This window comes from Pseudomonas sp. Leaf48 (genome assembly GCF_001421885.1).
GTDB lineage: Bacteria > Pseudomonadota > Gammaproteobacteria > Pseudomonadales > Pseudomonadaceae > Aquipseudomonas.
Map to the genome: position 1 here is coordinate 259,146 of NZ_LMLH01000032.1, position 13,950 is coordinate 273,095.

The 13,950-nt window shown below is 55.6% G+C and carries 8 protein-coding genes and 2 pseudogenes; 5 read left to right on the plus strand and 5 right to left on the minus strand.

The genetic code is table 11. The features are described from left to right. Positions 1–145 precede the first annotated feature (145 nt). The 4 genes and pseudogenes from ASE98_RS24200 to ASE98_RS24215 all read left to right on the plus strand — a co-directional run. Positions 146–1,105, plus strand: coding sequence for an EamA family transporter (locus tag ASE98_RS24200; protein ID WP_060543824.1), 960 nt, complete (start codon positions 146–148; stop codon positions 1,103–1,105). Between the two features lie 299 nt (positions 1,106–1,404). Continuing rightward, the gene (locus ASE98_RS24205; protein WP_156465549.1) at positions 1,405–2,382 is read left to right on the plus strand and encodes a lipid A deacylase LpxR family protein; all 978 of its coding nucleotides are present in this window, start codon (positions 1,405–1,407) and stop codon (positions 2,380–2,382) included. Positions 2,383–2,579: 197 nt separating this feature from the next. Next, a complete protein-coding gene (locus ASE98_RS24210) occupies positions 2,580–3,473 on the plus strand; it encodes a LysR family transcriptional regulator (RefSeq protein ID WP_060543825.1) in 894 nt (297 codons plus the stop codon). Positions 3,474–3,643: 170 nt separating this feature from the next. Further along, positions 3,644–4,045 (plus strand): annotated as a pseudogene (locus tag ASE98_RS24215) (transporter); the annotation flags it as partial. Positions 4,046–4,110: 65 nt separating this feature from the next. Here ASE98_RS24215 and ASE98_RS24220 read toward each other — a convergent pair. From ASE98_RS24220 to ASE98_RS24230, 4 genes and pseudogenes are all read right to left on the minus strand, one after another. Further along, complete coding sequence (locus ASE98_RS24220; protein ID WP_060543826.1) at positions 4,111–5,118, minus strand: HAD family hydrolase; 1,008 nt, start codon at positions 5,116–5,118, stop codon at positions 4,111–4,113. Positions 5,119–5,257: 139 nt separating this feature from the next. Beyond that, the gene (locus ASE98_RS24225; protein WP_060543827.1) at positions 5,258–6,916 is read right to left on the minus strand and encodes an arylsulfatase; all 1,659 of its coding nucleotides are present in this window, start codon (positions 6,914–6,916) and stop codon (positions 5,258–5,260) included. A 324-nt stretch (positions 6,917–7,240) separates the two neighbouring features. Beyond that, a pseudogene (locus ASE98_RS27425) lies at positions 7,241–7,690 on the minus strand (hypothetical protein). A gap of 352 nt (positions 7,691–8,042) precedes the next feature. Continuing rightward, a complete protein-coding gene (locus ASE98_RS24230; RefSeq protein ID WP_060543828.1) occupies positions 8,043–9,002 on the minus strand; it encodes a LysR family transcriptional regulator in 960 nt (319 codons plus the stop codon). Positions 9,003–9,171: 169 nt separating this feature from the next. Here ASE98_RS24230 and ASE98_RS24235 point away from each other — a divergent pair, with 169 nt between their 5' ends. Next, positions 9,172–11,208 carry an alkyl/aryl-sulfatase gene (locus ASE98_RS24235; protein WP_060543829.1) on the plus strand — a complete coding sequence of 679 codons (2,037 nt, stop codon included), beginning with the start codon at positions 9,172–9,174 and terminating at the stop codon, positions 11,206–11,208. A gap of 207 nt (positions 11,209–11,415) precedes the next feature. On the opposite strand, the gene ASE98_RS24240 is transcribed toward ASE98_RS24235, so the two are convergent. Next, on the minus strand, positions 11,416–13,761 hold the full coding sequence (locus tag ASE98_RS24240) for a tetratricopeptide repeat protein (protein WP_060543830.1): 2,346 nt from the start codon (positions 13,759–13,761) through the stop codon (positions 11,416–11,418). Positions 13,762–13,950: the final 189 nt, after the last annotated feature.

Below are 13,950 nucleotides of genomic sequence, written 5' to 3' on the forward strand. Positions count from 1 at the left end.
AAAGCCTTTCACTAAAGGCAATCCACCTCCCTGCCTCTCTTGCCCGACCTACCCGAATACGGTACAAATCGACGAAGTTGTACGACGACACAATAAAAACACCCACGCCATTCCCCAGTTGGCCTGTCACCCTTCGAGATCTGCCATGTCCCGCCCTACACTTGCGCAACCCGTATCGCCACCCTTCCCTCGCCATCTCGCGGTGATCATTCTTTTGTGCATGGGCTGCGCGTTCGCCGGTAACCATGTGGCGGCGCGAGTCGCTTTTGATGATGGCGCGGGTGTGTTGCTGGCGATTTTGATGCGTTCTGGCGGGACCTTGCTGGTGCTGGCAGGCGTGGTGCTGTGGCAACGACAAAGTCTGCGTCTGCCGGCGGGTACATGGCGCTGGCAGTTGCTGTTGGGGCTTTTGATTACCGCGCAGAGCCTGTGTCTGTACTCAGCCGTCGCACGGGTGCCGGTGGCGCTGGCGCTGCTGGTGGGCAACGTGTTTCCCATCCTGCTGGCGCTGCTCACCTGGGTGCTGGGTGGTCCGCGACCGACCGCACGCACCGCTTCGTTGATGGGTTTGATTCTGGTGGGGCTGGTGTTTGTACTGGATGTCCCCGGGCGTCCTTCGACCCAGAACAGCGTCGGCCCGCAATGGCTGCTGGGCGTCGCGCTCGCGTTCTGCGCCGCCACCGTGTTCGCCTGCGCGCTGTGGATCACCGACCACAAGTTGTCTCAGGTACGTGGTTCGGTACGCAGTCTGTTGACCATTTTCATCGTCTTCAGCAGCGTCAATCTGGCGGGACTGACTGGCGCCCTGCCAGGCGGACTGAACCTGCCCGCAACCTCCACCGGATGGCTGGCCCTGGCCACCCTGGTGGTGCTGTACGGCACCGGTTTTATCGTGCTGTTCATTTCCGTGCCCAGGCTGGACATGCCACGCAATGCACCGGTAATGAACATCGAGCCGTTGGCGACGTTGCTGATGGGCTGGATTGTGCTGGATCAAATGCTCAGTGCGGGGCAGATTCTGGGCGGGGTAATTGTGGTCACCGGTATCGTTTTGCTGACGTATCGCAAATCAGCTATCAAGGCTGACGCCAAAGCTGTGGTGTGAGAATGCGGCCACGTTTCTCCGTGCAACTTGCAATAGGCATTATCCGCTAATCGGGCAATTTGCAACCATCTCAATAGTCCGTATTCGACGCAGGCCACGCCCCCTCTTACACCCTGTAAGTCAAGTAAGTTGGCATGCTCCCTGCACTGAGGCCAAGAGTAAAATTTCAGGTACGTACGTTCCAAATTTGGGAATGAAGTTTTATACAGACTGAAATCGGCTGCTCAGTATTTGATACATGGACCAGCCCAAACTCGCGGTTTATTTATCAAGTCCAAACAAAAAAAGGATATTCCCTAATGCAATTATGGATGCCAAAACTTTTGGTGGTCATCGCACTCGCAACACCGTCTGTTGCACTGTCGGATGTCTTGTCGTTAAAACTCGAAAATGATGTTTTTTCCGGTGGTGACGACGGTCATTACTCCAATGGACTTGAGCTGGCTTCAACCTTTAAACCGCAGAGCGATCATTGGACTCAAAACATTGGATCGTTGATTCCTGGCTGGGGTCCGACAGGTGTCGACCTCGCAGCCTACCGTTTCGGCCATCAGATCTACACGCCGGATGACATTGAGCAATCAGAACTGCAACCGGAAGATCGCCCCTATGCGGGTCTCATGTATTTCGGTGTTTCAGTCTTTAAGAACACTCAACTGCAGGGCTGGCGAGAGACCGGGGAACTGGATATCGATCTTGGTATCGTTGGCCCGGCAACGGGGGCAGAGAAAATTCAGCGAGGGGTGCACCATCTGACGGGCAGTGATGAGCCTAATGGCTGGGACCATCAATTACATAATGAGCCCTATGTAAATGTCGGCTTCGAAAAGCGCTGGTGGCTGCAAACCAAACTCGCTGGACTGGATCTTGAGTACGGCCCCAGTGCCGGTCTCACGGCGGGCAATCTCTACACCTACGCTGCAAGTGGAATGGGCCTACGCATCGGACAAGGGCTTGAGCGCAGTTATAGCCTGCCGAATGTGGCCCCCTCTTTCAGTGGCAACCTGTACTTCCAGGAGGGTGGCAGTTTCGCCTGGTATGGCTTTGCCAACCTTCAGGGTCGCTATATGGCGCATAACATGTTGCTCGATGGCAACACCTGGAAAGACAGCGCCTCTGTTGATCGACGCGAATGGGTCGGTGATGCGCAAGTAGGGGTAGCGATGATCTGGAGTCAATGGCAGGCCGCGTTTTCTACCGTGTGGCGAACCCGTGAGTTTGAGGGGCAAAACCAGCACGATCAATTTGGATCTCTTGCGATTTCTACGGTGTTTTAAAGCGCGGGGATGACGTCCGGTTTTGCTCGGTACGCTTTAAGATTTCCAAAGTGAGTGACGTTGTTGCGAAGAGGTTTTCCCACATTGCTCACTCCCCTCCAGGGTGACCTGCCGGCGCGCGCTTCGGGGGGTCGCGCATCCAGCCGGAACCTGCTTTCATGGAATAATCCCGCGCCCCTCATGCGAGGCTCTCATCAATGTCCCGCGCCAATCTCAACGACCTGCAAGCCTTCGTGGTGATTACCCGCGAAGGCAGCTTCACCCGCGCCGCTGCACAGTTGGGCGTCTCGCAGTCTGCGCTGAGCCACACCATGCGTGCGCTGGAAACCCGACTTGGCGTGCGCCTGCTCACTCGCACCACACGCAGCGTGTCCCCGACCGAGGCGGGTCAGCGTTTGTATCAATCCATGGCGCCGCGCTTCGATGAGATCGAACTTGAACTGGCAGCGGTCAGCGAATTTCGCGACACCCCGGCTGGTAATGTGCGCATCTCGGCGTCCGAACATGCGGCGAACAATATTCTCTGGCCGAAGCTGTTGAAAGTGCTGCCCGACTACCCGGACATCAAGGTCGAAATCACCGTCGATTACGCCCTCTCCGACATCGTCGCGCAGCGCTATGACGCGGGTGTGCGGCTGGGCGACCAGGTCGCCAAGGACATGATCGCCGTACCGATCGGGCCGCCGTTGCGCATCGCGGTCGTGGGTTCGCCTGAGTACTTCGCCCAGCGCCCGTTTCCAAAGGCGCCGGGGGATCTGGCTGCGCACAACTGCATAAATCTGCGACTGCCTACCCATGGCAGCTTGATGCAATGGGACTTTGAAAAGGACGGTCACGAACTCAAGGCACGCGTTGACGGGCAATGGACGTTCAACAGCAGTGTGCCGATTTTGCGTGCGGCCGTGGCGGGGTGTGGTTTGGGGTTTCTGCCGCAAGATATGGTCGCGAAGGAATTGGCCGACGGCAGCCTTGTGCGGGTACTGGAGGATTGGTGCCAGCCCTTTGCGGGCTACCATCTTTACTATCCGAACCGGCGTGAAAATTCGTCAGCATTTGGGGTGGTGGTAGAGGCGTTGCTCTATAAGGGTTAATGGCCAAACGTCACGAGGGCGATCCCGCCACGGCCGGCCGTTAGCTCGACTCAAAGTACGGAGCTGGTTCTACCGGGCAGTGTATCTGATACGCCTTGGTGGCAGGTTTTGGGGCCGCTTCGCGGCTCAACGGGGGCGAGCCCCCTCGCCACAAGGTATGTAACTTCACTAGCGATGACCTGTTGAGCGGTGAACAATGGGGGGCGGGTCCCACTGTGGTTGCCCTCAAACAAAGTAATGGCTGGACCCGCGACATTCTGGCTAACCACATCAGGTCGCTGGAAAACAGCCCGCCCGATGACAAAGACAAAATCAACCAAACCTTTCTGCAACCGTTCTTTTGTTACACCACCCATACCTACACCACCTACGGCATCAACACAGAATCCACCTACGACTGGCAAGCCCGCGAATGGTCAGTGCCGATCAATCTATCCGTCACCCAGTTGTTCAAGGTGGGTCATCAGCCCATGAGCCTGCAAGCAGGTCCTCGCTACTGGGTTGACAGCCCGAAAGATGGTGCTGAGGGCTGGGGGTTTCGGGAGGCACTTGCGCTGTTGTTTCCCAAATAACTCCAATTACAATCGTCACAGCCCAAGCCGCATTGAGGCGTTAGAGGCGATAGAGGCGATAGGTTTCACGGAGCTACGGTATCAAAAGGGTAGATTTTTACCCACTCTTTCGCCATATCAACCACTGTCCAGTTCTGCGCCTGGGCTTCGTCCAAGGCTTTGTCCAGCTTGCCGATCTTTGAATCACGGTCGTACGCCCATTCACGCTGTGCATCGGTGTGATGCACAAGTCCCATGAAGCGTTTGCCGTCGCCCGCGGCGGTCCATTGCAACATCTGCTGATCGCCATCGGAGTTGCCAAAAGCGAAGATCGGGCGGCGGCCTATAACGGCGTCAATACTGACGGGTTTACCCGGCCCATCGTCGTTATGAGCGAGCTTGGGCATGCGCATGATCACCGGCTTGCCTGCGTTATATTGATACTCAGCGGTGAAGGTAGTCCCGATCACCTGCTCCGGTGGAACGCCATACACTTCCTCTGCCCAGGCGCGCATGAACGCCACTTCGCCTCCGGACACGATGTAGGTTTTGAAGCCGTTAGCTCGCAAATAGGCGAGCAATTCCAACATTGGCTGATAGACCATTTCGGTGTAGGGCTTATGGGTTTTGGGGTGCACGGCCTTGGCGAGCCATGCTCGGACATTGGCCAAAAAGGCTTGAGTACTGATCTCGGTATGGGTGGCATCGATGATCTTCATCAGTCCCTCCATACCACTGCCAGCCAACGTTTTCTGATCGTTTTCCAGAACTGCCTTGAACGGCTGCTGTTGTTGCCATTCAGGATGCTGGGGTGCCAGGCGTTTGATCTCTTCAAGGGCGAATAGCATCTGAAAATACATGGGCTGTTCGCTCCACAGCGTGCCGTCGTTATCGAACACTGCAATGCGTTCAGCCGGTGGCACAAAATCCTTGGAACCATCAACTGTCACCGCCTGGACGAACTCAACAATGGCGTGTTTGGAAGGTCCCTCACGCCAAGAGGGTAAGGGTTCGGCCGCTTGCAGCAGCAGCGGCCACAACAAGACAAGCCAGAGCCAGCGCATTGCCGGACGAACCAATGAAATGTCGTTCATGGATTACTCCCCTAAAATCGGGCGAACAGTTGACCCCTTAAATATCCACTGCGTTATTTTTCACGCGTGTTGCATACACGCCGACTTCATGCTGCGAAGTGGCGCCCTCTGATGAGGTCGCCACTTTTCGGCTGATGAATCAGTTGCCAACAGGCATCGGCAAGTTGACGCCCTCTTGCTTCAGAGACTCACGCACGGATTGAAATTTCTGATACTGCGACAGCGTGACAGGTCCGTCATAACCCATACTTTGCAGTTTTCGCGGTGGGTATTCGACGTAGGTTTTCATCAGCTTCATGATCGCTGCTGTGATCGGCACCATCGTCCAGGTCCGTTCCGTAAAGGTGGTCATGAAGAGGTCATAGCGCTCTTGCGGGTCTTGCCACAAGTCAAAGACTTGGGGCACGGTCGCTACATACTTATCTGCGCCTTTCCACCCTAAGTTAGTGTCCACCGCCAGACCACCGGTATGCGCGCCATCGTCACCGCGCAAGTTGAACACGGCTTTATAGTTTCCAACACGGGCCGCACCCGGGGTCAGTTCGTTCTCGGTAAAGTAGAACCACTCTTTTCGTGGGGAAGGGGCAGTGCCGGTGAGCACAGGTGTCATGTCATAACTGTCGAAGATGATTGGCTGACCCTCGCGATCTTTCTCAGGCAACTTCACGCCAGCAACGGAAGCGAATGTCGCCATCAAATCCAGGCCACCAAGAATCTCGTGGTTTTTTGTGTCGGGTTTGATTTTCGATGGCCAGACGGCAATTGCCGGTACCCGGTTACCGCCTTCACGCACGGTGCCCTTGGTCCCGCGGAATGGCGTGTAGCCGGCATCCGGATAAACGTCCTGCCAGGCGCCGTTGTCCGTGGTGTAGACCACCAGGGTGTTTTTATCCATCCCCAGCGCCTTGAGTTTGTCCATGATGCGACCGATGCGGGTATCCAGTTCGACCACGGAGTCGGCGTACTTGGATTTAGACATGGACTTATGAACAAACTCCGGTGCCGGCATATTCGGCTGGTGCACCTTCATGAAGTTGACGTTGATGAAAAACGGCTTGTCCGATTTGGACGCTGTGTCGAGAAACTCAAGTGCGGCTTTTTCGACATAGTTGTCGAAAAAGGGGATACCAACCACACCGGGTTTGCCATCCACGACAGGTGTGTCCACGTACTGGCCATTGACCTTGAATTCTTCAATCGGTTTTTCACCTGCCTTGCCGGACAACGCGCCCTTGGTCACTCTGGTAAACATCGCGCGGGTTTCAGGGTCCATGTCGGGGAACCATTGCGGATCGGCATAGGTGTAGGCATTGAGATGGTACAGGCCGACATATTTCATCACGTCGTAGCCTTGCGCATTGGGCAAGGCGTAATCTGCTTCGCCCAAGTGCCACTTACCGGTGAAATAGGTGTCGTAGCCCCCGGTTTTCAGCACCGAGGCCAACGTCCACTCCGCCGCTGGCAAACCACCGCCCTGGCCCTGCATGGCCACGGTCGTCATGCCGCTACGATTGGGGATACGTCCGGTTTGCATGGCCGCTCGACCGGGCGTGCAGCTTGGCTGGGCATAAAAAGAATAAAAAGTGACCCCCTCTGCCGCCAGCTCATCGATGCTTGGCGTAGGCATACCTCGACCGATCCCGCCTCCGTAGGGGCCAAGGTCGCCGTAGCCGGTATCATCGGAGACAATAAACAGGATGTTGGTCTTTTCCGTTTGAGCCGCGTGGGCCAGTCCGCTCAGTGACAAAAGTGCAGCAAATACGACAGATAGCCTGAAATGCTCCCTAAGCTGTTTCATACCAGAATTCCTCGTTGTTTCATGGTGTTAGCGACCGGGTGCTGAGTGCACATCAACATCGATCTTTAGTGCATTAACCACCGAGTAGTTCGCCCAGTTAGTGCGTTCAGAATCATTTTTTCTTATTGCCTGACCCTCGCACGGATTAAGGCGCAAAAGGAGTCTAGTGCGCTTTTTTCTGTTGAACATGCCACTCGTAATGTTTTTTGGGCAGTATGTAAAGCCAGGGTTACAAGCTGTATGTACACCCACTATTAATCCAATAAACCGCAGTGAAATCACCGAAAATGGTGTTATCTCTATTTCCAAATTAACTAAGCAGCGTCAGCGGGTTGCTTGCGCTATATCGCCGCAAAAAATATCGACGTTGCCATCGTCGGGTGAAGTTCGCACGACAACCGAATAATTACCCGAGAGCAGATCTGGCATTGTTATCGGCGCGCTTCTGTAAAAGCTCCAACCGCTGGCACCAGTGGCGGATTGAGTGTCGACCTTGTCGTTCATTGCGTAGGCAGCTGGCCCTGGTTGCTGACAACTGCCTTTATTGATGAACGTGTACAAGCGCGGAGGCATGATGGTTCCGATTGGAACACCTGTAACTTAGAAGTCAAAGTTAGTTTGATTGCCTACGCCGGTCAACGTGGTATTGGCAACATGCCCCGGATTTTTGTGAGTCGCTGCCAGAGGAAGGTTCATTGAATGGTTTGATGAGCTTGTGCAGCCAAAGAGGATCGCGGTGACGAACAGCGTAGCCAAGGGGGAGCAAGTTTTCATTGCCAACCTCCAATAATGGAAGAAGTGCGACGGGGGAACTATTGGGGATAGCTCATTAATAGCGTAGCGCTCATTAGCAACTAATTTTATAGCTCCAAAACTTATGAAGACCCCGGTTTATCGATCAGACTTTTGAACCCGAACGCTCAACTGCCGGAGCACCTGCAAGTAAGTGGGTGGTTTCGGTACGATGCCACGGTCGCGCAAAAGCGCATGCAATTGTGGCAGGCGAAAATACGGCACTGATGCCATTAGATATTGCGGCGATAGCTGTCGTTAAGCATTTCGCCATTCCACAGGACTTGTATTCACTGTTCCTGCGTATCTTCGAAGCCCAGGCGTACCGCTGGATTCACTCCATTCTCATTTGGACGAGAAGGCTTTCCCGCTGACAGATTTCTTCTTCCACGGCCCTCACTTCCCTCATGTAAACCTCTACCGCGGGTGGTAACGAGCGCTCTTTAAGGTAAATGAAGCCGTAACGGGTTCGCAGTGCGAGGTCATGGATGGGTAACGGTGCGATTTCTCCCGCCATGATTTCCTGCTCAAAAGTCGATAAATTCCCTAGAGCCAGGGCATTACTGTTCTCGAGGAATTTAACGATTTGCATCGGCACGTCTATTTCGATCGCCGGTACAAAATCACCCGTCATCGCATCATAAGCGCCCGCACAGCCCAACGTTGCCGGGAGCAAATGGGTCGCTAGCCGCAGCGGAATGCGCGAGGCCACCCACGGGTAATCGAGTGTTTGCGCCAATGTCAGTGAACGATTTTGCGACAGCAGCGGATGGCCGGAACGGCAAAACAGACGCCCCTCATGCTCACCCAACAGCTCGCAGGTGAACTCTTCCCTGCCTTGCAACGTGCTGATTTCGGCAATCCCCAGATCCACTGCCCCTGTGGCGACCTGATGAGCAACTTCACGCCAACCGGCGACATGTGCAGTGACCTTGATTTGAGGATGCCGGGCATGCAATCGCGCGAGGCTGGCATAACCGCTGGCGATGCTTGGGTAGGGACCCAACGCTACCCTCAGTGCTCCAATATCGCCTCCCGCCAGCAAAGCGATGTCTCGACGCAGGTCCTCCTCGGCCATCAACAGGCGCTGGCTCTTTTCACGAAGCAATTGACCAAACGCAGTCGGCACGACGCCTTCGGTGCGTCTATCGAACAGCGTGACCCCCAGTTCACTCTCCAGTAACTGGATGCTTTTGCTCAGTGCCGGCTGGGAAACCCCCAACGCTTTTGCTGCCCGACCAAAGTGCGCATGTTCAATCAATGCCAAAAACTGACGTAAGCGGCGTGGCGTCATCTCATAACCTTTGTGTTATCGATAAGCATCGAAACGGAATTTTTCGTAATGAAATGAATATGCTATTCATGGCCGTACTGGTCAAGCTGACGACGCACATAAACAAGCGCTATGGGCACTCAACGGCATTGACGCTCATTGGCAAACTTTCTGGCGCAGGAACCCTTTCATGTCCAACAAGACCCTTCATCTGGCACTGGCGATTACCCTTGGCGGTAGCGTCAACCCGGCCATTTTTGCTGCCGATGCAAACGTCGTGAGTTCTGATCCCGCCTCCGCACAAAACGCGCATTTCGACAGCAAAGGCAAAGCGCCTTCGCCTTACACGATCGAACTGCAAAATGGTGTGCGCAAGGCTCTTCCGTTTGCGGACAAACGCGACTTTGAAGAAGCGAGAAAAGGCTTCATTGCTGCACCGTCCTATAACAAGATCATGGCCGAGGCCGGGAACGTCGCCTGGAACATGGGGAGCTATAACTTCCTGCTGGAAGGTAAGGACTACGACAGTATCAATCCGTCCCTGCAACGCCAGGCTGTACTCAACACGGCCTTCGGTCTGTATGAGGTCGTTCCGGAAAGGATTTACCAAGTGCGCGGTTTTGACCTGGCCAACATCACCTTCATCAAGGGCGATACCGGCTGGATTGTGTTCGATACCCTGATGTCGAAGGAAACCGCCAAGGCCGCCCTGGACTTCATTAATGAAAAACTTGGCAAGCGCCCGGTCGTGGCGGTAGTAATCTCTCACTCTCATGCCGACCATTTCGGTGGTATCCGCGCAGTGGTCGATGAAGCAGATGTGCGCAGCGGCAAGGTCCCGTTGATAGCACCGACAGGTTTCATGGAGCATGCCGTGGCTGAAAACGTCTACGCCGGTACTGCCATGACCCGGCGCGCCTTCTTGCAGTACGGTGTGATGTTGCCGCACAGCCCATACGGCCATGTCGACATGGCCATAGGGAAAAATGCCTCGATGGGCGCCATGGGGCTGATTGAGCCCAATCGCTATATCGAGAAAGATTTCGAAACCCTGACCGTTGACGGGGTGGTGATGGAGTTCCAGAACACTCCGGGCACCGAAGCGCCATCGGAAATGAACACCTGGTTTCCACAGTTCAAGGCGTTCTGGGCCGCCGAGAACATAACCGGCACGATCCATAACATCTACACGCTGCGCGGTGCCCTGGTCCGTGATCCTCTGGTCTGGTCGAAGAACATCAACAACGCCCTGTATCGTTACGGACAACAGGCCGATGTCATGCTCGCGTCCCACAGTTGGCCACGTTGGGGCAATGAGCGGATTCAAGAAGTAATGCGCGCGCAACGCGATGCCTACGCCAACCTGAACAATGCCGTGCTGCATGCGGCTAACCAGGGCGTCACCATCAACGAGATTCAAAACGTCTACAAGCTGCCCGAAAGCCTGAAAAACAATTGGGCGACTCACAGCTACCACGGCTCGGAAGAGCACAATAGCCGTGCCGTGATCAACCGCTACCTGGGCTATTGGGATGCCAACCCGGCGACGCTGATGCCGCTTTCACCGAAAGATTCGGCACCGCTGTATGTCGAAATGATGGGCGGCGCGGACAAGATCATGGCCAAGGGCAAATCCCTGTTCGACCAGGGCAAATACCGCGAAGCCTACGAGATCCTCAATAAACTGGTGTATGCCGAGCCGCAAAACAGCCAGGCCAAGGATCTGCTGGCGGACGTGTATGAGCAGGTCGGCTATCAGAAGGAAAGTGCCGGCGTGCGCAACAGTTTCCTTGCCGCGGCGTACGAATTGCGCCACGGCGCGCCCAAAGGCGTACCGCCAAAAACCGGTGGACCTGACATGATCCGCGCCATGAGCACGGAGTTGTGGCTGGAGTATCTCGGCATCAGCCTGGATGGCAGCAAAGTTGCGGGTGAACACTTCATCCTGAATCTCAAGACGCCGGACAATGGCGAACAGTTCGTGGTCGAGTTGAGTAACTCGACCCTGACCAGCATCAAGGGACAGCAGGCCAAAAACGCCGACCTGACCATCACCCTAGATCGCTCTGCGCTTGAAGGCGTGATGGCAAGAAAAACCAGCTTCAATCAGCTCGTCAAGGACGGCAAGGCTAGCTTCACGGGCAATCACAAACCGTTCGAACTGCTGATGGCAGCCATGACGCCGTTTGCCCCGGACTTTGAACTACTGCCGGGTACAAAGCAGTAACCGGACCGCGCCCTTAATCCCGCTAAAGGGTCAACAACCTTGGCGCGCCCGCTGCCTGGACGCGCCCATTCAACACCTGCGAAGGAGTAAGCGATGCTCCAGTATTGGGTCATGTAATTCAGTGGTTGAATAAAACAACATACGGGCGCGCATCGATTCACCAAATGCATGTTTTCCCTGCTCGGCAGTTGCTCCAGACGCGACGGATCATTTCAACGATGGATCATCCATGTTCATTTTCTTCCAGCCCTGCACGAGCATCTTCGCCTTCGGTTCCTGCCCGCCTTTGAGGTAGTAATGGATCAACGCCTGCCGCGCATTGCGGTTGGCGGGATGCACCTTCAACAGCCTTTCCAATTCCTCACATGCCGCCTCAACGTTGCCGCTGTCATGCAGTGCCACGGCCAGGACGTAACCGTATTGGGCGTTATCGGGTTCCAGTTGCGCGGCTTTGCGCAGAGCCGGCATGGCTTGATCCGTTTTACCCGCACGCACCAGCGACAAACCCTGGGTATGTTGCAGCAGGGCGGCCTCCGGGTGTTCTTTCAGGCTTTGCGCGAGCAGCGCCTGAGCTTCTTGGCTGCGTCCGCCCGCTTCCAGCCATTGCACCAGCGTCACCAGTGCCGGGTAGAAATCCGGGTCACGCTTAAGGGCCGTGCGCAGCAGCGCTTCGACTTCGCCGCTGCGACCGCTGGCCTGGTAGAGCATTGCCAGGTTGAGGTTGGCTTCGGCGCGTTCGGCCAGGCTCTTCTGTACTGCTTCGTATTCGGCAATGGCGGCATTCCAGTTGCTTTGTGCACTGCCTAAACCAGTGCGAGCCACGCTCAACAAATCTCGGGCTGCGGCGATGCGTACGGCCTTCACAGGATCACCCAGCAATGGCGTCAGCAGCGGCGCCCGCTCCGGTGGCGGGAGTAACGCGCTGATCGCCCGCACGGCACTTTCTCGCACTTGCGGTGCCGGGTTGCTCAGGTGCTGGGTCGCCAGGTTCAACGCCTGCTCGCTGGGGTATAGCGGCAACTCGGCCAACAAAGTCGCCCGCTGGATCGCTGGCAGGTCGCTGCGTTGCAATTGCTCATACAACGCTTGTGCCGCACCGGGTTCGCCGTTGCGGATACGCCACAGGCTTTCGTCGTAGCGCGGCGTATGTGCAACTGTGGCCGCGTTCCAGAGCTTGAACTGTTCGATGACTTTGTCGCCGACCTTGCCTTGATGACAACTCAAACAGGCATCCGGCGTGCCGAGTTTTTTCGCCCGCTCGGGGTTGGGAATGCTGAAGCTATGGTCATGCCGGAAGTCGTTGCCCATGTAGAACTTGCCAGGCATGTGGCAATCCACGCACTGCGAGCCGGGTTGGCCCATGGGGTGGCGGGTGTGTTCGATGGAGTCATAATTCTTCGCTTGCAGGCCCTTGCCATCGACACCATCCACCGAGGTCTTGCCGGCAGTGTTGTGGCATTGCAGGCATACGCCGTTACCCGGTGCCTTGAGTTCGTTGCTATGGGGATTGTGGCAATTGCTGCAACGCACACCCTTGTCGGACATTTTGCTCTGGGTGAAGGAGCCATGTTCGAATACTTCATCCTTGATCTTGCCGTCCAGTGCATACAGTTCGCGGGTCAGGGGACTCGGTAAGTAGTCATCCATCAGGCGATTGCCGACGGTGAAACCATCGCCCAGCGGCGCACGTCGGGAGTGGCAGCGTGCGCAGGTTTCGATTTCTACGGTTGAATTCTTGTCCTTGAGGCCGACGGGAAACCCGGCGTGGATCAAGTCACCTTTTTTCGTCGTCCATTCCAGGTGATTGGAGGCCGGGCCATGGCACGCCTGGCAGCCGACACCGAGGCTGTTCCAATGACTGTCAAAGGTATTTTTTGCCGTATCGAAATTGCGCTTGTAACCCGTGGTGTGGCACTCGACGCACATGAAATTGGCGTTTTGGCTCGGTTTGCTCCAGTGCATCGGGTTCTTGAAGCTCACGCCCTGGCCAGGATAGAGGTGAAACCAGCGGTTTTTTTCGGTATCCCAAGCCACGCCCAGAGCTTGCAAGCGACCGTCACCAACCGCCACCAGGTATTGCTGTAGCGGCGAAATTCCAAAGGTGTAAGCGACCTGGAAGTCCGCGTTCTTGCCATCGATGCCGGGGGTGTTGACCCAGAATCCGTCACCTTTGCGGGAGAAATGGGTGGTTTCTTTTTCCGCATGGAAGGTGACGTTGTTGAAGTCGCCCAGCATGGTTTCAGCGTTGGCTACCTGCATCGCCAGTTCGTGATGGGAGCCTTGCCAGTCCTTGACTTGGGCGCTGTGGCAACCCTGACATTGCTGCTCATCAACCATTTTTGCCAGCGCCTTTTCCTGCACTACGGCACCAGGTTGTGGAGTGGCCGGCTGGACGACCGGCGCATAAGTCACTGGAGCAGGTTTGCTGCTGACCAGGAACCACCCGATGCCCACAATGGTCATGAGCAGAACGCCGATAGTGACGGGAAACAGATAGCTGTTAATCGTCGTCGGTTGCGAATCGATAACCGTTTTATTTTTATCTTTCGGCATTACGACTTCCATAGCCCGGATGCGTTTGTTACCAAGCGCGCGTTCAATTTCACTACAGCCCTGCCGGATGGCCGGTGACTGTCAAAAATCTACGTGATAGCCGGATCAATCCTATTGATCGCGATGCCGTACTCAGTTTCAACTCCTTCGCGCGATTAATCTTGAGACGCTGGATCGATCCACAAAATT

Bases quoted from the DNA above. Each gene is read 5' to 3' on its own strand.
- ASE98_RS24235 (WP_060543829.1), top strand. From the start codon at position 9,172: ATGTCCAACAAGACCCTTCATCTGGCACTGGCGATTACCCTTGGCGGT.
- ASE98_RS24210 (WP_060543825.1), top strand. From the start codon at position 2,580: ATGTCCCGCGCCAATCTCAACGACCTGCAAGCCTTCGTGGTGATTACC.
- ASE98_RS24200 (WP_060543824.1), top strand. From the start codon at position 146: ATGTCCCGCCCTACACTTGCGCAACCCGTATCGCCACCCTTCCCTCGC.
- ASE98_RS24205 (WP_156465549.1), top strand. From the start codon at position 1,405: ATGCAATTATGGATGCCAAAACTTTTGGTGGTCATCGCACTCGCAACA.
- ASE98_RS24220 (WP_060543826.1), bottom strand. From the start codon at position 5,118: ATGAACGACATTTCATTGGTTCGTCCGGCAATGCGCTGGCTCTGGCTT.
- ASE98_RS24225 (WP_060543827.1), bottom strand. From the start codon at position 6,916: ATGAAACAGCTTAGGGAGCATTTCAGGCTATCTGTCGTATTTGCTGCA.
- ASE98_RS24230 (WP_060543828.1), bottom strand. From the start codon at position 9,002: ATGACGCCACGCCGCTTACGTCAGTTTTTGGCATTGATTGAACATGCG.
- ASE98_RS24240 (WP_060543830.1), bottom strand. From the start codon at position 13,761: ATGCCGAAAGATAAAAATAAAACGGTTATCGATTCGCAACCGACGACG.